The organism is Pedobacter suwonensis, from assembly GCF_007833675.1.
In the GTDB taxonomy this organism is placed as follows: Bacteria; Bacteroidota; Bacteroidia; order Sphingobacteriales; family Sphingobacteriaceae; genus Pedobacter; species Pedobacter suwonensis.
Window position 1 is genome coordinate 5,401,111 of the sequence record NZ_CP031708.1, and the last position, 24,554, is coordinate 5,425,664.

The 24,554-nt window shown below is 41.5% G+C and carries 29 protein-coding genes; 15 read left to right on the forward strand and 14 right to left on the reverse strand.

Annotation, left to right across the window (positions count from 1 at the left end; translation table 11 throughout):
* Positions 1-32: 32 nt before the first annotated feature.
* Positions 33-851, forward strand: a complete 819-nt coding sequence (locus DV942_RS22155) for an alpha/beta hydrolase (RefSeq protein WP_145861156.1) — start codon at positions 33-35, stop codon at positions 849-851.
* Between the two features lie 232 nt (positions 852-1,083).
* Positions 1,084-1,338 (forward strand): hypothetical protein, encoded by a 255-nt coding sequence (locus DV942_RS22160; protein ID WP_090980137.1) that lies wholly within the window; start codon positions 1,084-1,086, stop codon positions 1,336-1,338.
* A gap of 453 nt (positions 1,339-1,791) precedes the next feature.
* Here the strand turns inward: DV942_RS22160 and DV942_RS22165 are convergent, their stop codons facing one another.
* From DV942_RS22165 to DV942_RS22175, 3 genes are all read right to left on the reverse strand, one after another.
* Complete coding sequence (locus DV942_RS22165; RefSeq protein WP_134203457.1) at positions 1,792-1,983, reverse strand: hypothetical protein; 192 nt, start codon at positions 1,981-1,983, stop codon at positions 1,792-1,794.
* Between the two features lie 118 nt (positions 1,984-2,101).
* The gene (locus DV942_RS22170) at positions 2,102-2,605 is read right to left on the reverse strand and encodes an RNA polymerase sigma factor (RefSeq protein WP_145861158.1); all 504 of its coding nucleotides are present in this window, start codon (positions 2,603-2,605) and stop codon (positions 2,102-2,104) included.
* Between the two features lie 475 nt (positions 2,606-3,080).
* Positions 3,081-3,737 (reverse strand): response regulator, encoded by a 657-nt coding sequence (locus DV942_RS22175; RefSeq protein ID WP_145861160.1) that lies wholly within the window; start codon positions 3,735-3,737, stop codon positions 3,081-3,083.
* Positions 3,738-4,051: 314 nt separating this feature from the next.
* Here DV942_RS22175 and DV942_RS22180 point away from each other — a divergent pair, with 314 nt between their 5' ends.
* Positions 4,052-4,330, forward strand: a complete 279-nt coding sequence (locus DV942_RS22180; protein WP_145861162.1) for a hypothetical protein — start codon at positions 4,052-4,054, stop codon at positions 4,328-4,330.
* A 215-nt stretch (positions 4,331-4,545) separates the two neighbouring features.
* Entirely contained in the window at positions 4,546-5,028 is a 483-nt protein-coding gene (locus DV942_RS22185) for a BLUF domain-containing protein (RefSeq protein ID WP_145861163.1), read from the forward strand.
* 84 nt (positions 5,029-5,112) lie between these two features.
* On the opposite strand, the gene DV942_RS22190 is transcribed toward DV942_RS22185, so the two are convergent.
* Positions 5,113-5,484 carry a response regulator transcription factor gene (locus DV942_RS22190; RefSeq protein WP_145861166.1) on the reverse strand — a complete coding sequence of 124 codons (372 nt, stop codon included), beginning with the start codon at positions 5,482-5,484 and terminating at the stop codon, positions 5,113-5,115.
* Between the two features lie 318 nt (positions 5,485-5,802).
* On the opposite strand from DV942_RS22190, the gene DV942_RS22195 reads away from it, so the two are divergent.
* The 4 genes from DV942_RS22195 to DV942_RS22210 all read left to right on the forward strand — a co-directional run bounded on the left by DV942_RS22195 (position 5,803) and on the right by DV942_RS22210 (position 8,179).
* A complete protein-coding gene (locus DV942_RS22195; RefSeq protein WP_145861168.1) occupies positions 5,803-6,669 on the forward strand; it encodes a cyanophycinase in 867 nt (288 codons plus the stop codon).
* A gap of 154 nt (positions 6,670-6,823) precedes the next feature.
* Entirely contained in the window at positions 6,824-7,009 is a 186-nt protein-coding gene (locus DV942_RS22200) for a hypothetical protein (RefSeq protein ID WP_090980125.1), read from the forward strand.
* Positions 7,010-7,357: 348 nt separating this feature from the next.
* Positions 7,358-7,570 carry a hypothetical protein gene (locus DV942_RS22205; RefSeq protein ID WP_145861170.1) on the forward strand — a complete coding sequence of 71 codons (213 nt, stop codon included), beginning with the start codon at positions 7,358-7,360 and terminating at the stop codon, positions 7,568-7,570.
* Positions 7,571-7,675: 105 nt separating this feature from the next.
* A complete protein-coding gene (locus DV942_RS22210; protein ID WP_145861171.1) occupies positions 7,676-8,179 on the forward strand; it encodes a DUF4142 domain-containing protein in 504 nt (167 codons plus the stop codon).
* Between the two features lie 146 nt (positions 8,180-8,325).
* On the opposite strand, the gene DV942_RS22215 is transcribed toward DV942_RS22210, so the two are convergent.
* The 3 genes from DV942_RS22215 to DV942_RS22225 are packed head-to-tail and all read right to left on the reverse strand — an operon-like array spanning position 8,326 to position 10,249.
* Entirely contained in the window at positions 8,326-8,811 is a 486-nt protein-coding gene (locus DV942_RS22215; protein WP_145861174.1) for a hypothetical protein, read from the reverse strand.
* Between the two features lie 3 nt (positions 8,812-8,814).
* On the reverse strand, positions 8,815-9,912 hold the full coding sequence (locus DV942_RS22220; protein ID WP_222431223.1) for a zinc-dependent alcohol dehydrogenase: 1,098 nt from the start codon (positions 9,910-9,912) through the stop codon (positions 8,815-8,817).
* 58 nt (positions 9,913-9,970) lie between these two features.
* Positions 9,971-10,249, reverse strand: a complete 279-nt coding sequence (locus DV942_RS22225) for a hypothetical protein (protein ID WP_145861178.1) — start codon at positions 10,247-10,249, stop codon at positions 9,971-9,973.
* 328 nt (positions 10,250-10,577) lie between these two features.
* On the opposite strand from DV942_RS22225, the gene DV942_RS22230 reads away from it, so the two are divergent.
* The 5 genes from DV942_RS22230 to DV942_RS22245 all read left to right on the forward strand — a co-directional run bounded on the left by DV942_RS22230 (position 10,578) and on the right by DV942_RS22245 (position 16,731).
* Positions 10,578-11,162 carry a hypothetical protein gene (locus DV942_RS22230; protein ID WP_134203461.1) on the forward strand — a complete coding sequence of 195 codons (585 nt, stop codon included), beginning with the start codon at positions 10,578-10,580 and terminating at the stop codon, positions 11,160-11,162.
* Positions 11,163-11,305: 143 nt separating this feature from the next.
* Positions 11,306-12,112, forward strand: a complete 807-nt coding sequence (locus DV942_RS23935; protein WP_244950775.1) for a GlgX family protein — start codon at positions 11,306-11,308, stop codon at positions 12,110-12,112.
* On the forward strand, positions 12,064-13,425 hold the full coding sequence (locus tag DV942_RS23940; RefSeq protein WP_244950902.1) for a glycogen debranching protein: 1,362 nt from the start codon (positions 12,064-12,066) through the stop codon (positions 13,423-13,425). Before DV942_RS23935 ends, DV942_RS23940 begins: the two co-directional genes overlap by 49 nt.
* Positions 13,426-13,774: 349 nt before the next feature.
* The gene (locus DV942_RS22240; RefSeq protein ID WP_145861180.1) at positions 13,775-16,372 is read left to right on the forward strand and encodes a GAF domain-containing sensor histidine kinase; all 2,598 of its coding nucleotides are present in this window, start codon (positions 13,775-13,777) and stop codon (positions 16,370-16,372) included.
* Positions 16,372-16,731 carry a response regulator gene (locus DV942_RS22245; RefSeq protein ID WP_090980106.1) on the forward strand — a complete coding sequence of 120 codons (360 nt, stop codon included), beginning with the start codon at positions 16,372-16,374 and terminating at the stop codon, positions 16,729-16,731. Before DV942_RS22240 ends, DV942_RS22245 begins: the two co-directional genes overlap by 1 nt.
* Before the next feature lie 63 nt (positions 16,732-16,794).
* Here the strand turns inward: DV942_RS22245 and DV942_RS22250 are convergent, their stop codons facing one another.
* The 7 genes from DV942_RS22250 to DV942_RS23730 all read right to left on the reverse strand — a co-directional run bounded on the left by DV942_RS22250 (position 16,795) and on the right by DV942_RS23730 (position 22,164).
* Positions 16,795-17,334 carry a lipocalin family protein gene (locus tag DV942_RS22250; protein ID WP_090980692.1) on the reverse strand — a complete coding sequence of 180 codons (540 nt, stop codon included), beginning with the start codon at positions 17,332-17,334 and terminating at the stop codon, positions 16,795-16,797.
* A 71-nt stretch (positions 17,335-17,405) separates the two neighbouring features.
* Positions 17,406-17,561 carry a DUF2256 domain-containing protein gene (locus DV942_RS24100; protein WP_090980104.1) on the reverse strand — a complete coding sequence of 52 codons (156 nt, stop codon included), beginning with the start codon at positions 17,559-17,561 and terminating at the stop codon, positions 17,406-17,408.
* A 6-nt stretch (positions 17,562-17,567) separates the two neighbouring features.
* Entirely contained in the window at positions 17,568-18,986 is a 1,419-nt protein-coding gene (locus DV942_RS22260) for an SDR family oxidoreductase (protein ID WP_090980101.1), read from the reverse strand.
* Positions 18,987-19,185: 199 nt separating this feature from the next.
* On the reverse strand, positions 19,186-20,208 hold the full coding sequence (locus tag DV942_RS22265; protein WP_145861182.1) for an NAD-dependent epimerase/dehydratase family protein: 1,023 nt from the start codon (positions 20,206-20,208) through the stop codon (positions 19,186-19,188).
* A gap of 68 nt (positions 20,209-20,276) precedes the next feature.
* Positions 20,277-20,843, reverse strand: coding sequence for a Crp/Fnr family transcriptional regulator (locus tag DV942_RS22270; RefSeq protein WP_145861185.1), 567 nt, complete (start codon positions 20,841-20,843; stop codon positions 20,277-20,279).
* A gap of 356 nt (positions 20,844-21,199) precedes the next feature.
* Positions 21,200-21,436, reverse strand: a complete 237-nt coding sequence (locus DV942_RS23725) for a helix-turn-helix domain-containing protein (protein ID WP_222431133.1) — start codon at positions 21,434-21,436, stop codon at positions 21,200-21,202.
* A 98-nt stretch (positions 21,437-21,534) separates the two neighbouring features.
* On the reverse strand, positions 21,535-22,164 hold the full coding sequence (locus DV942_RS23730) for a hypothetical protein (protein ID WP_222431134.1): 630 nt from the start codon (positions 22,162-22,164) through the stop codon (positions 21,535-21,537).
* Between the two features lie 104 nt (positions 22,165-22,268).
* Here DV942_RS23730 and DV942_RS22280 point away from each other — a divergent pair, with 104 nt between their 5' ends.
* Together DV942_RS22280 and arr are read left to right on the forward strand one after the other, a co-directional pair.
* On the forward strand, positions 22,269-23,378 hold the full coding sequence (locus DV942_RS22280) for an FAD-dependent monooxygenase (RefSeq protein WP_145861187.1): 1,110 nt from the start codon (positions 22,269-22,271) through the stop codon (positions 23,376-23,378).
* A gap of 632 nt (positions 23,379-24,010) precedes the next feature.
* The gene (gene arr / locus DV942_RS24065) at positions 24,011-24,424 is read left to right on the forward strand and encodes an NAD(+)--rifampin ADP-ribosyltransferase (RefSeq protein ID WP_403001992.1); all 414 of its coding nucleotides are present in this window, start codon (positions 24,011-24,013) and stop codon (positions 24,422-24,424) included.
* The last annotated feature ends 130 nt before the right edge of the window (positions 24,425-24,554 follow it).

The window sequence follows — 24,554 nt, forward strand, 5'->3', positions numbered from 1 at the left end:
TAGCATCCTATATTAATGATTAAAAATTAGCCATGAAAAATAGTTTTTTAATGATTGCCTGTCTGTTTTTGTTTAATCAGGTCATCAGTGCTGCAGAGGTAGATACCGCTTTAACCTATAGCAAATCGATGAAAAAAAATATCAAGGCCGTGGTGATTAAACCTGATAGTTATAAAACAGGAAAGGCTTTTCCGGTGGTTTATCTGCTTCATGGAGCAGGTGGAAGTTATGCAGAGTGGGCTAAAAAAGTGCCGGGCATAAAAAATCTGGCTGACCAATATCAATTTATTATAGTATGCCCTGATGGTAATGTAACCAGTTGGTATTTTGATAGTCCGGTAGACCCTGTATGGAAATACGAAACTTATGTAGCTACCGAACTGGTAAGCTATATTGATGGACATTATAAAACTATTGCCACGAAAAAGGGACGCGCGATTACCGGGTTAAGTATGGGCGGACATGGCGCACTTTACCTGGCCATTAAACACCAGGATGTATATGGTGCTGTTGGCAGCATGAGCGGCGGTGTGGATATTAAACCTTTTCCGAACGGTTGGGATATCTCAAAAAGACTGGGCAAGCAGGATGAATTTCCTGAACGTTGGAAACAAAATAGTGTAATCGACATGATTTACCAAATTAAGCCTGGGGCACTGGCCATTGCCTTTGAATGTGGTGTTGACGATTTTTTCTATAAAATGAACGTTCGCCTGCACGATGAGCTTTTATATAACAACATTCAGCACGATTTTACCACCAGGCCTGGTGTACACAATTGGGATTACTGGGCAAATGCAATCAAATTTCAAAGTGTTTTTTTAAGTAATTATTTTAATCAGAAGCCCTGAGCCATCCATCGGCCGGCGGTTAAGCCGTTTTTTATTTTATCAATCAGGAATATTTACAACAATATTCTATATGAAAGTTTATTGTAAATTCTGATCGTACCTCCCGGATTTAACCGGTACATGCGCAGCTCTAAAAATTAACTTTTAGATTACATACAAACTAAAGAGTTACTCTATTTTTGGTCTTTCTTGAAATCTTATTTATAACAGGAAACGAAGATTTAAAACCAAAATGAAATACTTAGTCAAAGAAATCACTGAAGGAAATTGCGATATTACCTTATTGCCTGAGAACCTGAATGATAGAAATCTTTTAGCAGAAACTACAAAGGGTTTGCAGAATGATTACAAGCAAGAAATCCAGGCACATTATGAACACGCGTTGAAAAATGAAGTTCATGGCAATGCCGCGTTTGTTTCGCTAAATAGCGAAGAAAGCAATTATCCGAAAAGAGTAAATGTGAATTACCAGATTATTTTAAGCTAAAAACTTTGTTATTGTAAAAAGAGGCTGCAAGTTACGGTTTCACTATTAATTTGTCACGTTGAGCCTGTCGAAACACCTTTAATATTTAAAGAGCTCTTTCGGCAAGTTCAGGATGACAAATTTTTTATTTATAATACAGCCTCTTTTTAATTTACATAAGCACGTCACGCTTGACGGTGTCCCTTTTCATCGTATCGGGTTCTTTTTTTTGATCCTGTACTTGTTTAGTTTTTTGGTTTTTATTCCAGCGGTGTCTTGTAAATGCTATGCAAAAGTGCCAGAACTGAAACCTGATGGCAACAATAATAACACGCTGTTTTTTATGATGATAGATTTTAATTAACGAACATAGCCGGTTTCGGTAAGGTTTAGATGAATTAAAGACAGGTTCAATTGATCTTGCTAAAACGGGTGTTTAACGTTCAGATGATTGGTGATACGGATTCTATGTCGCTATGGCCAGGAAACGGACCATTCGTCGAAGCCCATCGAGCCTTTTTTATCATCTTCTTCCTGTTTACTATCCTTCACTTTTTTGCTGGATTTTTTATAATCTGCTAAAGGGTCAATCTGCCAGCGTTCATTGTCGTCAGTCCGATTGACTTTTGAACTTTTTACATCGGATGTACCTTCTTTTCTTTCCATGATATATTAATTCCTGAGTTTGGGCCTGAATACTGCCAGTTCAAAGATTATGCGCCTTCACAGCAAGCTGTCAACCAAGATTTTTTAGCTGTATTTTTCTGTTCTACAGTATAATACCTCAGCGGTAAATGCGCAGGTATTTTTTTAAACTTTGGCGCGACTGATAAATATATGTTTTTACTGTTCCCAAGGGGATATTAAGTTCGAGCGCAATCTCGTCATAGCTATAGCCTTCAAAATATCGCTGAAATGCAGCCCGATAATCTGCCCTTAACGTACTCATTGCTTTTTGTATGTCTTCCAGAACCATTTTGGTTTCTGAAAGATTTTTAACCGGACTGTTCGTCATTTTCTGATCGTAAAGGCAATCATCACTTTCCCAAATGGCGGTGCGTCTTTTTTGTTTAGAACAATTGTTGTAAAAGGTATTTTTCATGATTACATACAACCAGCCCCTGATGTTGGTTCCCTCTGCGAAGCTACTGCAAGATCCGACTGCTTTGATCAGTGTATCCTGCACGAGATCTTTTGCATCGTCCTCATCAGCGGTGAGTTTAAGTGCCTGAGCCAGTAACGACTGTTTATGATGTTCTGCCGCCAAACAGAAATTCTCTTGTTCCATGATCTGTTTTTTTAACCTGTTTAAAAAATATTCTGTCAGTAAACGTTTATTACCTAACAGAACTCCTTTATTTTTTTTTGGTTTTGGACATTGCATAGATGTTGAAATAACGGGTATAAACAACAACTTCAGGGAGTATAAGCCGCATGGTTAGGCCGTATAAATGATATAGAAATATATAGAGATCAGTCACGAGCGTCGATGTAAGAATGTGAGGGTGACGATACCTTACCCAGATTGGATTTTACAAAAGAAATTGACCTGCCATTGGCAGAATCCACTGGTACGGTCGTTATTACGATCTCTCAAGGGGTATCAGCTGATAGAATTTATCTGTCGATCCTATCGGTTTTTGCGCGATACCTTATTTCTTAGGATGTCAATTCAGTATATGATAACTCGACGCCCGTGTGATTGGCTTTAAAATGTCTTATTTTATATAGAGTCCAGATTTCTAATAAACTGCGATTAACCACTAATTCAAGTAGCCATTTACGACTGCGAAACGGATCAGTGACGCCGTATTTTTTGAACCCGTTTTATCAATCAGCGTCTGGCGGTGTCCTTCAATTGTGCGTTTACTTAAGAATAACTTGTCTGCCATCTCCTGGTTGGTATATCCTTCTGCAACCAGATGCAACACTTCAATCTCCCTCATGGAAAGATCTACCTGTATTTCTTCCTGTTCCGGTTGGGAGGAAGTTTCGTTGATAAAGCGGTTAAGCAATGTTTCCGTTAATTCTACACAGAGGTATTTTGCTCCGCCAGCCACGGTTTTGAGAGCAAAAAGCATTTCGCTTTCATTCACATTTTTCAAAATATAGCCATAGCTTCCTTCCATAAATGCCTGCATCACATATTTTTCATGGTCCAGCATAGAAAGGATCACTACTTTAATATCTGGATGGGTTAATTTCATGGCTTTTATCAAGCTGATGCCATCCATTTCAGGCATATTGATGTCTGCAAGAACAATGTCTGGAATCACGCCCGATTCGATGTGTTTTAACACCTGCTTACCATCGTCGGCTTCGGCAATCACTTCAATATCAGCCTGCGATTCAAGTAACATTTTAATCCCATTCCTTACCAGGTTATGATCCTCTGCAAGGATTATTTTTAATTTGTTCATATTAATTACAGTTGATATAACTTAAAGTGCTTATGATCGTATGTGAAAATATTTAATTGATATGCTTAATTATTTTTACTCCGTTATGTTTCAGACAATCATTGATCAGGTCTTCTCATGATCAACTTCATTTCCTTCACCATAATTTGATATATATAGAACTGCTCTATTCGCTCAAAAGTTTTGGCTTATGGCCGGAGCGAATAAACTTGCTGGTTTTGGATGTCGTATCAGGTTTCTGCAAATGATTTTTACCGTTAACTGAAAACATCACAGACTATTTACCTGTTATGTGATAAATAATTATACTCATTATGGAAGAAGAACACAAAAATAAAAATCTTGCGGATCCGAAAGCAGATCAGACCGCCGAAAATTCAAATATGCCCGATAACCAGGTTCCCCGCCACCGTAGCAATGATAGCAGTGAATTAGAGAAAGTAAAAGATGGTGCAGGTATGCTTGGCCGCGAAATGGGAGAAGGCGATTACGGTGCTGAAGAGGCGAGAGCGGATCCGGATAAAGGTAATCCTGGTGAGGCTGGAAATATGCCAAATTCTACCTCAAATAATGATCCTAAAGAAACAGCGTAATCTAAATCGAAGATATTGGTTTGATTATAAATGAATTATATTGCCGGATTCAGGCTTTTAAAGAGAAACTTTAGTGATAGCTAAATTTCTGATAAATCCCGGTTAGCTTACCTGTGGCAGCAATACTGATTGAATTTGAATTTCCTACAACTGTAGCTTGTAAGGCAGGAAATTCCATCATTATTTTTGTTAATTTGTAAGCTAACCCTATCCTTATGTCTAAAGGAATCTATTATTTGGTCTATACCAGCATAGCCTCACGACTCATGAGCGATGAGGACCTTTTATTGCTATTGCAGCAGTCACGCCGTAATAACACTGCGCTTGGAATGACAGGACTGCTACTCTATATGGAAGGGAGATTTATTACCAAAACCGAAGGGCGGTTTATCCAGTTTCTGGAAGGTGAAAAAGCGCAGGTTTTAGCCATGTACAGCAGTATATGTTCCGATGAACGCCACAGAAGTATTCTCCTGCTCGGCTCAGGTTTCTGGCACAAACGGAGTTTTCCAGCATGGTCGATGGGCTTTAGTCCGTTAAATGCCAACCAACACAGTGATGTTGCTAATTTTTTCCATCTTGATGATACATCCGTGACACATTATTTATCTGATGCGAATAAAACAGCCGATTTTCTGCGCTCTTTCTACCTTATAAATTCTGAATCAGCGAATGATAAAGATCACAGCAGTGGTTAAATGCACTTCAATTTAGTATGGCTGAAGATAAACCCACCATCAATGCTATTAAAACAACAGCTGGCCGTCTAGATCTTTTTTCGCCTAATTTGTTGATGCTCTGCGCAATACATTTTTAACTTTATTAACTAGGGCGGCATAGTCAAAAGGCTTGAACATAATGTCGTCTGCGTCGCAGGCGATATTGCTTACCTGTGATTCCAGCATAGCCGTAATCAACATTACAGGAATGTGACTGGTACTGCGATCTGCTTTAAGATCATTACAGATATCCCGTCCATCATTTGCATCCAAAAGGATATCCATTAAAACCAGATCGGGGCAGAAGCTGGTCATTGATGGCTCAAGTTGTATCGACTGGCAAATGCGCTTCACCTGAAAACCTTCACTTTCCAGTACCATCTGCATCACTTCCGCATTGCCTGGATCATCATCTACTACAAGAATTTTAGGCATACGTTTTAGGCTTAACTTTTTGTCTAAGTTACCATTATTTATGTAGTATTGCCAGTACAAAACCGTTTCAGGTATTTACCGCAATGCCATAATTCGATCATCCGAACGAGTTTTGTTTTCCACAGCGAAATTATCGAGCTGTGAACCTTTCAATCTGTTATAGAGCGGGATATTTTCCTGATGAGGTTGCTAATCCAGGCTCGTCTTAGCTTGCAGGTATAAATACGGATTATCGCATTTAAATACCTGTATTTTATTGAGGTTAAACAAATTAAAAGCGGGCGTTGTATTGTAGCAGATTAGTTTAATAACATAATAATGGGAAAATTCGAATTATCTGACAAGCTGGCTCCGGCCGGCAAACTGGTTGTTATTGGAGGACATGAGAATAAAATGGGCAGACCCGAAACAGAAATGCAAAAGGAAGGAGATGATCCCCTGGAAGTGTTGGAAGCCGTTATATCACTGACAGAGAAATCTTCGCCCGTGATTGAAGTAATTACTACCGCTAGTGGAGAACATGAAGAAAGCTTTGAGGATTACTTGCGGATTTTTAAACGCTTGGGTGCAGTAGAAGTGGGCCACATCTTCCACCATAACCGGGGTGAGGTTTTACTCGACGATTTAAGGGCACGCATTGAACGTGCAGATGTGCTTTTTTTTACAGGTGGCGATCAACTTAAACTCACCTCAATTTATGGTGGTACAGCGTTACTCTCTCAGATCAAAGATCGCTACATCAGCGAGCCTATTGTTATTGCTGGTACCAGTGCCGGCGCCATGGCTTTTTCTACTCCAATGATTATATCAGGAAATAAAGACAACCAGCAATTGGTCGGGGCGGTGAGAATCACAACCGGATTTAGTTTGTTGAAAAACATCTGCGTTGATACCCATTTTGTAGACAGATCGCGTTTTGTACGGATGAGCCAGGTGATTGCTACAAATCCGGGCTGTATTGGTATTGGTATCGAAGAGGATACGGCTTTCATTGTTGAGCACGGAAAAACTATAAGGGTAATCGGCAGTGGTGTGGTCATCATCATCGACGGTTTTGGCACTAAAGATTCAAACGTGACGGAATATGATAGTGGAAAATGCATCAGCATTTCAGATCTGAAGGTGAGCATATTAAATGATGGTGCAGTTTGGGAAATTCCGGCGCTTGAACCTCTGTTTATTTAAGTTTCCTGTAATGTTCGAAGGTACCCGTTGAAAAATCGATATTAACCATTACGTGAGCCATATTGCATGTTCCACGGGCTATGTAGAGGCAGCACATCAATTCAATCCTTGCAAAACTAAACTCATTTTAATGATGTTCTCTAATTAAAAAGTTATGATGAACACAAACGTAGATCCAAACGAGGATGAGAACCAAAAAAATGAACACCAGTCAGATGTTAGTCCGAATGAAGAGGAAAAAGCAGATGATAATGATGTACAACGTGGCCTGACAGGCGAAATTGATGACGAAGAAGATGTAAGCGGCGATCTGGCCGGTAACGCAGGTGGCAATACCTAAACCTATCAATGGAGATATCCGTTATTGCTCCCCTCATCATCACGGATAGGGCAGCCAGTTTTTTAAGGTAGGCTGAAACAAAACTATTGTCTCCCGAAGCATAATCCTTGGGAGAGGTCGTCATTCCCAACTTGTTTGGGAATCGTATAACATACATTAAGACTGCTTCAGGCGCGGGAATGACGATCGTGCTATTGTAGCCAATGGTAACCTGTTTAAGCATAAATTTTTTCTTTGTTTAGGGTATAAATACGTCTGGCATGGAGCAAACTACCCATTTCCAATAAAAGCGGAACTTTTGACGCTTAAAACAGCTTAATACTGGGTAATCCTTTAATTTAATATAAAATGAAAAAGTACTTATTTATCGCTGTAATGGCTACAGCAGTTTTAATGTCATGTAATTCAGGCGCCAAATCAGAAGGTGCAGATTCGACCGGTAATGATACCTCAATGACTAACGGTGGTTCCCAACAGGAAACTGTTGGACAGGAGGATAGTACAATGAGGGATTCGACAACAAGAGATAGTACATCATCTGGAGCTGCAATGCCCCAATAGTGGATTGTACATTTCTATAAAGGCGCACCGGGATGGATATAGATTTCATCTCCGTGCGTCTTTTATTATAAAATCTATTTGGCGACTTATTGGCATATCAACGTTATGAAATTTTATTACTATTGCCCTTCCATCATTTTTTTTATGGTGATGTTTACCAGCTGTGAAAAGCAAGGCAGAGATTATAAGTTGGAAAGGAATGATTTTTTATATCCATTGGCCGGTATAATCGAATATCAACAAGTTCTGGATACGGAAATATCAAAGATTCAGGATCAGCCGGCATTTGCATCCTTTCTTGCACAGAGAAGAGAAGATATGGCCAGTTATATTACGGAAATGGAATCTATATGTTCACTTCCCAAAGCCGTACTTACGGCAGAGGCTCAAACAAAACTGTTAAATCTGCAGAACAGCCAAGGTGCTGGTTTTAATAAATTGCTTTTGCGGTTGGTTATGGAGGCTGATGAAGATTTGATTGGCCTGCATGTTAAGGCTTCGGGATCAGCCGGATTAAAGGATACTGAGTTACGCCAGTGGACAGCAGAAAAGATACCTATGCTTACAAAGCGACTTGACGCCAGTCAAACTTTGTGGCATACCAAATAATTATTGATTTTAACCAGTTGTATAATCCCACCTGTTCCTTATTAACTGCCTCATTCCTCACTCGGAACCAGGGATTGTTACAGAAGCTGATCGGCTTTGTTAAGCCAGATGTGGATGCTGTATCACACACCTGGCCTACAGAAATTTTATCTTTTTTTCCGTGTCAGATAACTTAATAACACGAGACTGACTACACCTGTCACCAGAATCTTTTTAATCAATTCTGCACGGTTGTATTTCATTTCCGATTTCCATCCGCGTTCGGCAGGTATATTAGGGATAATGCCGCTTCTGAAGTCTTCTATAATTCCTTCCCAGGCGTTTATACGGTCGGCAAGAATCAATGGTATCCAGTGTCGGTAGCGATCTTCGCTATGTTTGAAAGCATAACGGCGTATCATACCACTTAGGCCTGACGGAGGCGATGCATTGCCAAATACCGCACTTACTTCAGGTCGTTCTGTAGATTTCAGGATCTCTACATCAACTGGCTGCTTCGGCGCTTTTTCATAGTCTGAACGTTTGTGATCATCACCGGTGTAATTTTTCATCGGATAGGTAGGTTCATTCCGCTCATCGATATCCAGGCCCCAGCCGGGAATATTTTTATAATCAAAATTTTTGGTTTCCATGTTTTAAGATTTAGTGGATGGGATAAGTACCACCTTGATACATTCATCAAGCTTAGCTGAGAATATGTGGTAGGCATCTGATATTTCTTCCAATGGGACTTTATGTGTAATAAGTCCTTTAGGATCAAGCCTTCCGGCCTGTACATGTTCAATTAGTTTTGGTAGCAATCGTTTTACCGATGCCTGGTTGGCCCGCAGGGTAATCCCCTTGTTAAGGACATTGCCAATGGGCACATAATTGAACGGCGGGCCATAAACACCCACTACCGAAACAATTCCGCCTTTTTTTACTGAGTTGATGGCCCACTGAAGAGCAGTTGCCGCGCCGGCCTGCATCAGTGTTATTTTACCGGTAAAAGTTTGGAGGGCATTTCCTTCCGCTTCACAGCCTACGCAGTCTATGCAAACATCAGCACCATACCAGTCGGTGATTTTTTTCAGAAATACCACCGGATCTTCCATTGATTTAAAGTTGTAGGCTTCACATTTTGCATAATTTCTGGCAAATTCCAATCGATAGTCGATGTGATCGATTACAATTACCCGGGCTGCACCAAAAAACCAGGCACATCTCGCTGCCATAATGCCGATTGGTCCGGCGCCAAAAACAACTACAGTATCTCCTTCTTTAATTCCGCCCATCTCTGCAGCCTGGTATCCAGTAGGTACAACATCGGTTAGCAAAACGGCATCGTCAGGGTCCATATCGGGTGGAATTACGGTAGGACCTACATTGGCATATGGAACACGCACATACTCTGCCTGTCCGCCGTTAAAGCCACCGGCCGTGTGTGAGTATCCGAAAATACCTCCAACTGCAGTAGCCATAGCGTTAGATTCATGACAGTTTCCATAAAGACCCTGTTTGCAGAAATTACACCTGCCGCAGGCGATATTAAATGGCACTAATACCTGATCGCCAACTTTTACATTAGTTACCAATGGTCCAATCTCTTCTATTACTCCAATAAATTCATGTCCAAAGGTTGAGCCAACCCTGGTATCGGGTACCATCCCGTGATACAGGTGTAGGTCGGATCCGCAGATACAGGTACGGGTTACCCTTACAATCGCATCTTCCGGATGCAAGATTTCGGGCATTGGGCGCTGTTCAGTTCTGACCCTGTATGGGCCCCGGTAGTTCATTGCTAACATATTTTCAGGTTTTGTTTAATGAAATGGTAAGTTTATCTAAGCTTCCAGGCGTAGGTATAAGCCGGAATTTATTTTTTAGTCCCGCCATTTTCTGGCTCACGGCCAATACCAGGTGACGTGCCGATTTTCTTGTTTTTATAGGTTTTCGGGCTGCATTTTCTATACGCCTGTCCAGCTGATCCTGGTTGCCTGCACCGGCAACAATATCTTCTGCAGGTTTTCTTACAGGCGTTTTACCGGCATTTATGATTTCCGGGCCGCTATCATTATGTTTTGTTTTCATGTATTTATGTTGACTGTTTTAAGACGGGATTTACGCTAAATTTTTAGCTGCGTTATGTTATGACAGTTCTTAATGTTGAGATGATTTCCCGTTCCCATCATACTTGTTTTGCTTTCTATTGTTTATAAAACCTAAGCGCTTTTATAAAAGTTTAGGTGTTAATTACGTGTTTTCCCTGTGGTAAATACCTGAACGGATAATGTGATGTCTGGGTAAACAGTAGTTTATCAAAGGTATATTGCATCAACCCTGATCGTGAGTACGCCTTCTTTGAGATTTAGAAACTTTAGCCCGGTTAACCTGGCTTATTTACTAAACATTAATCGGTATGAAAAATTTCAAAAAAAACTTATGTATAAATCCGGCTATATGGCTGTTACTGGTATGTCTGCTGGCCTGTAACAGGGCTGATAAAAAATCCAGCCTCGAAAAAGATAGCGTGGCAGGCGATATGGCTGTACCTAACCGGATTGGCGGTGCTGAAACGTATGAAACCAAGCTTGATGAAGCGGCAGCTGATCACCTAAAGCATATCACACAATTGCTGCTTATGGAATACCATCTTCTGGCACCGCACAAAGATAAAAGCAGAGCCGAAACGTCACCTGCGCTGCAACAGCTCTTGAAAATTAATCGCATCAGTTTTAAGCGAATCGAAGCTTATGCTGCGGCGAAGCGGATAATACTTCCATCAGTACTGCTTGATGAGCAGCAGATCAGTTTAGACTCTTTGAAATCTTTATCAACCGCTAATGGCTTGAAGAGGCGTTTAAATCTTTTGAAAATTAATGGTACAACGCTTTTAAAAAGACTGCAATTGGCTGCAGATAACCGGGAGCAGGATTTTAAAATCCTGATGAACGAAGAGTTCAGTGATCAGCAGGAGAAAAACCGTATGATAAACTCACTTTAAATATGAGCCTGGGTTTTTTTTTCATGTCGCTTATGTTATTTCCACTGATAAAAATACCCGATTAACATCTGTTGATACCTAAATACCGGTAATGGCAAAACCGTTGATCCTTTTTGCTTGTTGCCACCCAAAATAGGATTGTTATGCAAGAAAAATATGCTCCCGTTCCCGGACGTTCTTTCCCGCTTGGTGCGGAATGGGATGGAAAGGGGACCAATTTTGCGCTTTTCGCAGAAAATGCCGAAAGAGTAGAACTTTGTTTATATGCTAATGCTGTAGAGGAGGAGGCCCGTATCGAACTTGTTGAACGTGACCACCATATTTTTCATTGTTATATCAAGGGAATACACCCAGGACAGCTGTACGGCTACCGGGTATATGGCCCTTATGAACCCGAGAATGGTAAGCGTTTTAATCCGAACAAATTACTGCTAGACCCTTATGCAAAAGCAATATCGGGAGAAATGGTTTGGGATGATGCGGTATTTGGATACCAGATAGGTGGAGCTGATGGTGATCTAAGTTTTTCCATGGCAGACAGTGGCCCCTTTGTGCCAAAATCGCTTGTAGCAGATTTAAATTACGATTGGGAAGGCGACACCTCACCGAAAATTCCCTATGGTCAATCGGTGATTTACGAATTGCACGTCAGGGGATTTAGCAATCTCAATCCTCACATACCCGAAAACCTGAGGGGAACCTATGCAGGTCTGTCACATCCTGCAAGTATTGAGTACCTTAAGTCTCTCGGAATTACCGCTATAGAGCTAATGCCCGTAGATCATTTTATTTCAGATGGTTACCTGCAGGAAAAAGGCCTGAGTAATTATTGGGGGTATAATACCATTGCTTTTTTGCGCCTGAAGGAAAATATTCATCCTCTGGCACAAATGGTGAACAGATTGTCGAATTCAGGGATATGGTTAAAAACATGCACCGCAATGGAATAGAGGTCATTCTGGATGTGGTGTACAATCACACGGCAGAGGGTAACGAACAAGGTCCAACAGTCTGCTTCAGGGGAATAGATAATGAAACCTATTACCGCTTGGAAGAAACTCAAAAACGTTACTATACTGATTATACTGGAACCGGAAATACATTAGATACACGCCTGCCTGCCGTGCTCAGGCTGATTATGGACAGTTTACGTTTCTGGGTGGAAGAAATGCATGTAGACGGCTTCCGTTTTGATCTGGCTTCGGCACTGGCAAGGGGATCGGATGAGGTACAAACATTAGGAACTTTCTTAAATATTATTCATCAGGACCCGGTAATATCGCAGGTAAAACTCATCGCCGAGCCCTGGGATATTAACGAAGATGGTTACCAGGTTGGTCAATTTCCGGCGGGCTGGGCAGAGTGGAATGGCAAATACAGGGATAGCGTGCGCAGATTCTGGAAAGGAGATAAGCGAATGTTGGGCTGTTTTGCGCAGCGTTTTCTAGGTAGTCCTGACCTTTATATGCAGAGTTTCCGGCGCCCTTCGGCCAGCATCAATTTTATTACGGCCCACGATGGTTTTACGCTTCAAGATCTGGTCAGTTATAACGAGAAGCATAACGAAGCCAATGGGGAGGATAACAATGATGGCGAATCTAATAACGATTCCTGGAACTGTGGGGAAGAGGGGGAAACCAATAATGTAACCATTAACTTGCTGCGCAAAAAACAGAAAATGAATTTTATGGCTACACTGCTATTGTCTCAGGGTGTACCAATGATTGCCGCGGGCGACGAAATTTCGAAAACCCAAAAGGGTAACAACAATGCTTATTGCCAGGATAACGAAATTTCCTGGCTCAACTGGACCGAGGCTGATACCGTAATGCTGGAATTTACAAAAAAGCTGATCTTGCTCCGCCAGAACCATCCCAGCCTTTCGAGAAGGGAGTGGATTATGGATAAGCAGTTTGGGGCAGATGGCCTTCCACATATTGCATGGCTTTCGGCTACTGGCGAGTTAATGGACGATCAGAAATGGGAGTTAGATGACGAAAATACCTTAAGGGTTTTTCTACATGGTGAAGGCATTAGCGGAAAGGATAAAAATGGTACGGATATCATTGACAGCCATTTTCTATTAATTTTTAATGGGGGTGAATGCGAGACCTGCTTTAAACTTCCGGGCATCAGGTTTTCTCAAAAATGGAAAGTTGAGGTTTCTACGGCAGCAAAAGGAGTTGGAAAAGAAAAATTCTTAGCTGGTGAAGCGCTATGCGTAGAAGAAAAAAGCATTATCGTATTGAGGGCAATATTTTAACCACTGTTTAAAATGCAGTGCCTGCGGACTAGTTGTAACGCCATGTTCAATCACCAACGTTTGCAGATTGGAACTGTGTCTCATCAGGCTGTTAAACTGTGTAACATGTACCAGGATAACTGATGTATCTGTAACCATTATCAGAAAATAAAAGGAGTTTATTGGAACGGTAAGGGCATAATAACTGATTGAACAGTATAGCTTATAACACATTTGCCTGAGCATCTGTACCTTATGTCATCCCTGTTTGCGACAAAACAATCTCAACTCAATTTTGTTTTAATTGAATAACGTTAATATAATTTGTGCAGATCTATATCAATATTTTGAATAAAATATTGTTGAATTTATGGCCGATAAAAAAGAATACAAAGAAGCCGGGCAAAGCGCTTGGAAAGAGCGCCAGGCATTTTTGCTGCGGTTTAGTGATACCTTAAGGTCCTATAATAATCAGCACGATATTGGCAAGGCCGCGGTTGAAATGCTGGCTAAAGAACTAGCGCTTGACCGATGTTATTGCGCAATGATTTCGCTTAGCAAAGACCAGGCAGCTATTTTATATCAAAGCGGCAATTCGTTAATTCCGCCTATTCCCTGTACACTTTCGCGGGCGAACTTTCCGGAACCGCTAATGCAATCGATTGATGGTCCGTTCCTCGTTAATGATACGGTTGCAGACGAGCGGTTAACTGCTGTTGATCGGGAATCTTTCGCCGCAATTTCATTTCGCGCGGTAGCGGCCTGTACAATACGCCGTGGTAAAAAAGATCCCGTATGGTCGCTGGTTGCCACCCAGTCGGTACCCAGAAACTGGACGGCAGTTGACATCATGTTGCTTGAAGAAGCGGCCGAACGACTGTATGGTGCCATTGAAAATGCCCGGGCTTTAACGGCTTTAGCTGAAAGTGAAAAAAAGTACCGTACGCTCTTTAATTCTATTGATGAATGTTTTTGTATCATTCAAATAATATTCGACGAAAACGGGAAGCCTGTCGACTATCTCGTTCTGGAAGCCAATCGCGCATTGTATGAGTTGACCGGACTTACAGATGTAATCGGAAAACGGATGCGCGAACTGGCACCTGCGCACGAACAGTTTTGGTACGATAAATATGGTGAAATTGCCTTAACAGGCGAGCCGGCACGTTTCCAGCATGAAGCCGATGCCTTGAACAGGTGGTACGATGTTTATGCGTTTCCTATGGGTAAACCACAAGAGCTGAAGCTTGCCGTCTTATTTAAAGACATCACCGAGCGTAAACATGCAGAAAAGCGGCAGGTTTTTCTCTTGCGTCTTAGTGATGCTTTGCGGCCGTTAGCTGACCCGTTCAGCGTGCAAAACACCGCTATGGAATTGCTGGCTAAATGGTTAGGGGTAATGCATGCCAGCTATTTTGAGATGGAGGGCGATGGGGATTCCTTCCATGTGGCCGGACATTTTAAAGATCAGGCCAAAGACTTACCTGAGCGTATGCGTTTATCAGATTTCTCCGATTCGCTGGTAGCAGCTTATCAATCCGGACGTACCGTTGCCGTTAACGATACGGGTATAACAGGCGAATGGGTAAAATCACCTGAAACCTATGCCAGGATAGGAGTAGCTGCCTGGGCAGCTGTTCCGCTTTTGAAGCATGGAAAGCTGGTGGCCTGGATTGGCGTAAATTCAAATAAACCCAGAGTGTGGAGCGAGGTCGATCTTCAAACCCTGAATGATGTTGCCAAACGCACATGGGATGCGTTGGAGCGGACAAGGGCAGAACAGGCCCTGCGCGATGCGGAATTAAAATATCGGATTCAGCTGGAAAACGACGTAAAAAAGCGTACCAGAGAGTTACAGGAAAGTAGGGATAGCCTGCAGACGATTTTCGATGAAAGGCTCAAAGCTGAAGAAGAACGCAATAAAACCTATCTGTTGCTAAAGAAATCGGAAGAAACCGCCTCATTGGGTAGTTGGGAATTCAATCGCCTTACAGGTCAGTTAACCTGGTCTGACGGGATGTACCGGCTGTTTGATCTTAACAATACCACGCCCGTCACACCAATTATTTATTTGAAGTACACCGTGGAAAAAAGCCTGGCCAAAGCCGAAAAAGTAATTCAATATATTCAAAACAGTGACGCGGATTTTGAAGAAACGTTGGAAATTAACATTTCGGGTAAGATCAAAGTGCTGCGCATTAAAGGAACTGTAGTGAGGAACGGCCAGGGCTATATTGAGCGTGTGTTAGGGGTGGATCAGGATATTTCGGAGATGCGCGGAGCGGAAGAAAAAATAAAAAAAATGGAGCAAGAGCAGCAATTGCAGATATTTCGGACATCACTGAGTACTTTGGAAGAAGAACGGCATAGAATATCCGAAAGTTTAAATAACGGAATCGGCCAGCTGCTTTATGGTATAAAGATCAATATGTCCAGCTTTCGCCATGGCATTTCCGAGGAAGAATTTAATCAAAACAAGGCCTATATCAATGATCTGCTAACCCAGGCCATCATAGAAACGAGACGGGTTTCTCATGAACTGATGCCGACCACACTTGAACAATTCGGACTGAAAAGCGCTATTGATGATATTTGCAGACAACTATCGGGCGAAATTGAATTCAATTGCCATATTTCTGTACAGCATAACAGATTGGAAAAATACATGGAACTGGCTGTTTACCGCACCACGCAGGAATTAATGACTAACGTAGTTAAACATGCAAAGGCAACTGCGTGCGAGGTAATGATCATCATCGGTACCGATCAGGTAAAAATAGTTGTGAGCGATAACGGCAGGGGAATGCCACAAGAATCAGAAAAAGCTGACGGGATAGGCCTGGCATCCATTCGCAGTAAGATTGAATTACTGGATGGCCGCCTCACCATTGCCTCCGAACCTGGTAAGGGAACACACATAGAAGTAATTATTCCTCATCAGGGGTTAACCCAAAAACCAAGCAGGTGATGATTAAACTAATGATTGTAGAAGACAATGAGGTTGTTCGCCAAGGGCTTTCACACCTGCTTGCTGCAGAGGCTGGCATTGCCATTGTTGCTGATGCCCAAAGCGGGGCGATTGCGCTGGAGAAGTTGGCTAGCGGTATAGGGGTTGATGTAATGCTCATAGACTGGAATATGCCCGGCCTATCAGGTGTTGAATTAACCAGCCGTGTAAAACTGCTGATGCCTCACATTAAAGTTATTATTTTAACCATGCATAGCAAAGATGAATATAGGATGCAGGCTATTAGTGCCGGAGCCTCTGCCTATGTACTAAAAGATCTTGCAATTGAAGATCTGGCCAAAATTATTCGCGAGGTTTAGGCGAAATACAGCTGATATATATTTACCGCAGTTTTTGAGATTACAGTTTACCTTTACCTCGTCCTAATCTTGTATAGTCCACACCAGGTCATTTGTCTGGTAGCCAAGATCCTTTGCTTTTTTTAAATAATTTGCTTTTACCCCGTCAGGAATTTGTTTTGTTCGGGATAGTATCCAAAGATAGTCCAGGTTATTTCCGGCGATAAGGGCATACTGGTAGTCCTTATCAATTTCAATTACATTATAACCAGCATAGAAAGGGCCAAAAAATGAAACTTTTAACCGGGCTTCGTCGTTACCTTTCACAAATTTGGCTTTTCCGATGCTCTGCTTCCATTTCTTTTTAACCATATCATACCCTTTATTGTCTACCTTGATAGAGCCATCGTCATTTTTTGAATAGGTTGCGGTTACACTCTTCAGGTTTTTTTCAAATTTAAAATCCATTCTGGCAATTTCGTACCAGGTACCCAGGTATTTATCCTGATCAAATGGTTTAACCGCTGTTGCTCCATTTGGAATTGAAACCTTACAACTGGTATAGGCTGCTGCCAGGATGGCCAATGTGGCGAACAAAAGTGTATTTCTATATGTTTTTTTCATGATGGTCATTTTAAATAAGCCCAACAAATACGAAGCGCAAATGTTTTGACATGCGCAAAGCGGAAATGGATTTACTCCGGTTTTACTGCATTTTTTGAGCGCCTGCATTTTTGACTGCAATAGATTACCTCATCCCAGTTTTTTGCCCATTTGGCGCGCCACATGAACGGGCGGTTGCAAACCGGACAGTTTTTTTCGGGAAGATGCTGTTTTTTTACACCTTTCATACAGGTTTAAGAGACAATTTTTTTGATCATGCCATTAAAAATAAAATAATGGAAGGGTAGCACGGCAAACCAATACAATCGACCGGCTAACCCAAGTGGCCTGAAAGTAGCTGTTTGATAAACATAATCATCCACTATTTTAAATTCCAGCCAGGCTTCACCCGGTAATTTCATTTCAGCATATAACAATAAGCGGCTTTCCTCGGTATTGGAATAAATTACCCTCCAGAAATCCAGCCGTTCACCTGTACTGATGGCTGTTGGATTTTTTCTTCCACGGTTGAGTCCCACGCCACCAAATAATTTATCCAGGAAACCCCGGAAGTTCCAGAGCCAATTTGCATAGTACCATCCCGATCGTCCGCCAATAGCAAATATTCTTGCTGTAGCTAATTTCCGGTCTTTGGTATGAGCTGATTTTCGATCTACAAACACGCCATTTTTTGGCACTGCGAGCAGCTTTTTGATCATCTCTTTCGAATAAGTTTTTCCCATCGCATCGTACCAGCTTGAGAGCACCATATTTTGCTCGATCTTCTGGAAGGCTAGTTCAATAGCTTGCTTGTATGGGATCAATTTGATGTCAAGTTCATCTGCTAAATGATTGGGATCGGCCACTACATCTATATGCATGCTGTCTACAAGGTTCCGGGCAAGACTATAAGAGGTTGATGTGACGAAATACAACCAGTAAGACGAGAGTCTGGGTGTCATAACCGGTACGATGAAGATGCGTCTTTGCAGTTTCCTAACGGCTGCAAACTGTAACAGCATCTCTTTGTAGCTTAATATATCGGGGCCATAAATATCATAATGTTTACCAAAGGTGAATTCTTTTAGCAGCACTTTGAAAAGGAATTCTATTACATTGCGGATGGCAATTGGCTGGCATTTGGTATGTAACCACTTAGGTGCAACCATAACTGGCAACTTTTCTACTAAATCTCGTATAATTTCAAATGATGCACTACCAGAACCCACAATTATTCCGGCCCTCAATGTAGTGAGGGGAACTTTGCTTTCGCCCAGCAATTGTTCCACTTTTTTGCGTGAGGCCAGGTGTTTTGAAAGTTCAGTGCTGTTTACAATCCCGCTCAGGAAAATAATTTGCTTTGCCGAAGTTTCGCTAATCGCTTTTGAAAAGTTTCGGGCAGACTTTGCCTCACTATCGCTAAAGTCTTTGTTTCCGCTCATTGAATGGACGAGGTAGTAAGCTGCATCGATATCTGTTGGAAGTGATCGCAAACTTTCAGGTTTCATGAGGTCAGCTTCGATAACGGTGATCTTAGCATGACGGCTAAATTTGTTCTGGTCGAAGCGTGCTGCATTTCTAACCAGGCAAAAAACAGTATGACCCTGTTCTAAAAGAACTGGAAGCAATCGCTGAGCAATATATCCGGTTGCCCCGGTGAGTAGTATTTTCAAACCGTAATTTTAATGTGAAGAACATTTAACTGCATGTTATGTTTGCCAGATAGGAAGATAACTTAAAAAGGGCTTGATACAAAATTAAGAACTCATGAATATATTTCTGAGAAATATGAATCGACATCGGTTAAAAGCATAAATTGTTTATTGTCAATTACTTATTGTGTTGGCCATTTCAACCGACCCCGAACATGCATTAAGCATAATTAGCTGGAATTTTTTGTCGGTCGTACAAATAGTACATGGCCTCTTTCACAGCGTGTACCGGCTTTTTAGGGTTGAAACCTAATTCTGTCCGGGCTTTGGAAATATCAAAATCTTGCTGAAGTCCGGAAAACATGGCAATGTCTTTAGTGGTAAGCAAAGGTGTTTTTCCGGTTAGCTTACTTCCAATTTCCATCAGCCATGAAATGATAAAAAGTATGGGTTTTGGAACAGCTGCCGGTAATTTGATTTGCAGTTCCGGGAAAAGTTCCTGGGCAATTTTGGTAGTTTCCTTTATCGACATGCATTTTTCGTTTGCCAGAATATACCGTTCGCCATTCCTGCCTTTTGTAGCGGCAAGGTAGCAGCCTTCGGCTACATCTTTTACATCAACCCAATTCAGGGTAATATTGGTTTCAACTGGAATTTCTTTTTTCAGGATGAGGCTGATGATATTGTAGGAAACATTTAGTGGCTCAAATGCTTCGCTGCCTATCATTGCAGAAGGTAACACAGCAACCAATTCGATATGATGTTTTTTAGCCAGCTCAAACGCCAGCTTTTCGCCGTCATTTTTTGAGTTGTAGTATATATCCCTGCGGTCTGGATTGTAACCATTGCTTTCTTTTGCCGGAAGTGTGGCATAATCCACGGCCGCAATCGAACTTACATACACAATCCGCTTTACACCTGCTTCTGCGGCTGCTTCAACCATATTTTTTGTCCCAAAAAGGTTTACATCGTAGATTTCTTTTCTCGGGTTTTTGGCCCATAGCTTAAACATTGCGCCTACCGCATAAAATGTTTCCACATCTTGCAATGCATTGATCAATGACTGTTTGTTGGTAATGTCGGCCTGCACTACTTCGCATGTTAATCCTTTAAATGCTTCTTTATTTTCGATATTCCGGACTGAAGCCCGTACGGGAATGCCCTTTTCAATCAGTAATCTGACGAGGTTATTGCCCAGGTGACCGTTTGCGCCGGTAACCAATGCTAAATTCTTTTTTGCCATCTTTTAGTATTTGAAATGATAGCACAAAATTCGGCATGGTTTTTTCAAATCCGGTTCGCAAATGTTACCTAATGAATTTTTTTTCGAATCCTGCTCAGGCTTTTGGGGTTCATTCCAAGAAAGGAGGCAATATACTGCAAAGGGACATGCTGTAAAATATGCGGATAGTCTTGCATCAATTTCTGATAGCGTTCTTCGGCACTTAGGGTTGCCAGTTCCTTTGAGCGGTTGTTGTTATAAGCAAGTGATTTTTGAAAAACCGATATGCTGAAATCCTTGAACAACATGCTTTGTTGTGTTAATGTATCCAGGTTCCTTTTGGTAATCCTCAACAGTTCGCAGTCTGTAATGCATTCGAGGTTTTCGATTGATTTCGTCTGATCGATAAAGTGGAAGTAAGAAGTAATAAAACCTGGTGGGCAGTTGATATGGGTGGTAACTTCTTCCCCGCGTTCATCGTAGTGGAAAAGTCGTAGAAAGCCAGATACCACAAAGTATAGGTAACCTGGAACTTTTCCCTCTTTTTCAAGGATGTGGCCTTTTGTGAAAAGTACAGGTTCAAAATATCGCCTGCATAAGGCCGTATCGTCTGATGTTATATTTGCAGATAAAAGTTTAAATAATTTCTCGTACATGTTACAAAGTTAGAAAATCATTTTCCCCCCGCCATCTGGTTGCACTGGTCGTTCGGCTTTTTGAATTTCCATGTTTTTCTTCTGGTCAATCAGCCACTTTCTGCAGGGAAATCGCTTTTAACTTTTCTCTGTTAGTTCTAGCTCTTTCTGCGCATGCCTAAGCGTTTATGTTTGCCACGGAAGCACGAAAAACACGGAAAAATTTTAATCTACTCCGTGATTTCTGTGTTTCCGTGGCTAATTAATTTTTGAACGTGTTTTAAAAGCAATATCCCTGCACTTTCTGCTGTAGATTAGCATTTAATGATTAAAATTAGGATCTTGTAATAATAATTCAGGCCGAAATCTCCTGTATGTTAATTTTGTTGAATATTCTGAATATATTTTTTAGGCTTCTTGCCGATGTGCTTTTCAAATACCCTGGTAAAGTGACCAAGGTTTTCAAAACCCATTGCATACCCGGCTTCAGAAACCGAAAGTTTCTCTTCGCGCAAAAGACGTGCGGCTTCTTTCATCCGCAAATGTTGATAATAGTCATAAATGCCCATACCGAAAACCTGTTTAAATATCCTACGGAGTTTAAACTCGTTCATGCCGGCAATCTGCTTTAATTCCGCTATCGTATTAAAATGGCTTAATGAGGATACGATCTTGTCCCTTACATGGTAAACCGCCTTTATTTCTTTTGCATTTAATTCAGATTTTCAGCGCTTTCCCGTTTCTTTAAACTTTCAAACAGGTAAAATAGCAACTCCATTGCCTTCATTTTATAATAAAAGCTTTTCAGGTTGGCGGGTTCCTCTTTTTTTGATATATCATTAACTGTTCGTAAAATATAATCTGTCATCAGTTCTTCTATCCAAAAACTGTTAGCACGATCAAACAAATAGTCAAAGTAATCAGCCTCTTCCTTTAAAAAATCCTTCAAAAATTGGGCACTGATGCTAATGGAAACATGTGATACCTGGGTGTTCTTTTTAAATTGTAACGTTTGGCTGATCGTATACGGAAAGATGCGTACGTAAGGAGGCTCCGTGGTGTTATTCTTTTTACGATTCTCCGTTTCGTTGTTCCCATGGTTTTCAAGGATATTATGAAATATAATTCCGATACCTTCAACCAGATCAGACTGGCCGGTTACACGGGTAAAATCTTCTTTCACAACAAATGATCCGAAGTGCATTGCCATGTCAGGCAGAAAAGTTATTCCTTTGAATGAGGTGACCTCAAAATTCTGCAGTACATTTTCCACGACCAATCCGAGCTTGTTGGCGAACTGCTGCATATCGCTGTCAACATATTCATTTTTTTTATCGCTCATATTTTTCGACTAAAAATGATAGTTTATCGATTATTTTACTCGTAAAGATACGATTAGTTTTGTGGTGAATAAAAAGCTACATAAAAATTAATTTTAAAAAAGAGATGAAAAAACAGGTGTTGATATCGGGTGCCAGCTTTGCGGGCTTAACGCTGGCCTATTGGCTAAATAAATTTGATTACGAAGTTACGGTAGTGGAATTAGGGAAAGATCTGAGAACAGGCGGTTCACCAATAGATGTACGTGGTGCCGCTTTGGATATCGCCCAGGAAATGGGTATTTACGAGCAGATCATAGCCAATGAATTTGTTCATACGGACGAAATCGTTGACGCCGAAGGAAAAACATTGGTACACTTTGCCATTAATACCTTGCCAGAATACCTGGGCGATATCGAGGTTCACCGTGGTGATCTGGTTGAGATTATTTACAACGTTATTCCTAAAAACGAAGTAAATATCATGTTCAGCAACAGCATAACTGCATTGGTCCAGCAAGATGATCACGTAAAAGTATCCTTTGAAAAGGGTGACGATAAAATTTACGATCTGGTGTTTGGTGCTGACGGTACGCATTCTATGGTGCGAAAACTTGTTTTTGGTCCGGAAGATGACTTTAAAAAGTTTTTGGGTGTGTATTTTGCATTTGCAGCAGCTGACCATATCCAGACGGGACGGCCAAAATCCACTGGTATTGTATATCGCGAGCTGGGAAAACAGGCGGTCATCTTCCAGTTTAAAGCGGCTGCAAATGCTATTCTGGTATTCCGTGCACCGCAATTAAATTGGGACTACCGTGACCGCGACCGGCCAAAGCAAATCCTGAAAGATTATTTCGGCGGGAATGAGCACTGGAAACTTCCGGAAATTTTAGATGCCATGCTGGCTGCCGATGACCTTTATTTCGATGAGGCCTGTCAAATCAAAATGCCCACATGGACAAAAGGCCGGGTAGGTCTGGTCGGTGATGCCGCCTATGCCCCAAGTTTTTTTACGGGTATGGGCACCAGTCTCGCTATGCAAGGCGCAAGCATGTTGGCGAAAGAATTACATCACAACCAGGATCATCAAACTGCTTTCGCAAAATATAATAATGGTTTCAAACCTTTTGTAGAAAGCGTTCAGGCAAGGGTTAACGATTCACTCAAAATTCAGCTACCTGAAACCGAAGAGGAATTACAAGCTTCTTTTGCGGCCTGGAAAAATGATCAGTAAACACTTCGTTAAAGCGGTTTTTTAAGGTAGAATCAGTGGCTCGTTGTTAATGAAATGCCTGCCAGGTATCAATTGGCAGGCATTTTTAATTATATCATTTGATGACTTGTTTGACAGTTGGTTAGTCTTTGCAGAATCATCATTATTTCAATGCTGATTATCTGATTAACTGTGATCTTTTGTAATAATAACGCCGGAATCGAAGCTATAGTGTGCCTGGAAAATTATACCTCAAATCCTGATCTTTTAACGGATTTGGTAGCTATTTTTGGAGAAAGATCAATATTTTCGAGCATGTAAGTATGGAATTCAATCCGCATAATCACATTATTCAGCTTTGTATGCAGGGCATGCAGAATGAAGAAACAGGTAATTTTGAAGCGGCGGTCCAGCTATTTCTTAAGGCCTGGGGCGAAGCAACAAACGACTTTGAAAGGTTTATTGCCGCCTGGTTCGTTGCCAGGAGGCAGTTAAAAAATGCCGAGAGGTTAAAATGGTATGAAATTGCATTGGAACTGGCCTTCAGTGTGGATGATGAAGCAGTCAGGGCCGCCTTTCCGTCGCTGTACCTGAACATCGCCGATTGTTACCAGACACTGGGCGACATTGATCGGGCAAAGCATCATCAGGCCATGGCATTGGCATCAGTTAGTCAGCCCGCTGATGGTGGTCCTTTTTATCACGGCACCAGAGCAGACCTGAAGGTAGGTGATCTGCTGACTGCCGGATATTCATCCAATTACCAATCGGATCTCATCATGAACCATATTTATTTTACGGCTCTGGTAAATGGCGCAGGCCTCGCAGCTGCTTTGGCCAAAGATGACGCCCCGGAACGTGTTTATATTGTTGAACCTATGGGCAGTTTTGAGGATGACCCTAATGTTACTAACAAAAAGTTTCCGGGTAACCCGACCCGTTCTTATCGTACTAAAGAACCACTTAAAATAGTTGGCGAAGTAAGTGAATGGTTAAGGCAAACGCCTGAACAGCTACAGCAATGGCGCGAAAAACTGGCTGCCGACAACGGAGAGATTATTAATTGAGGCGAAGCTGGAGGGCAACCGGAAATCTCGTCTGGCAGGTTTGGCTTCGCCGCTTCTCTGGCATGCAAAACAATCTTTCATCCTATGCTGTTAAGGTAAATAACTAACTACTGTTATATCATTATTAATG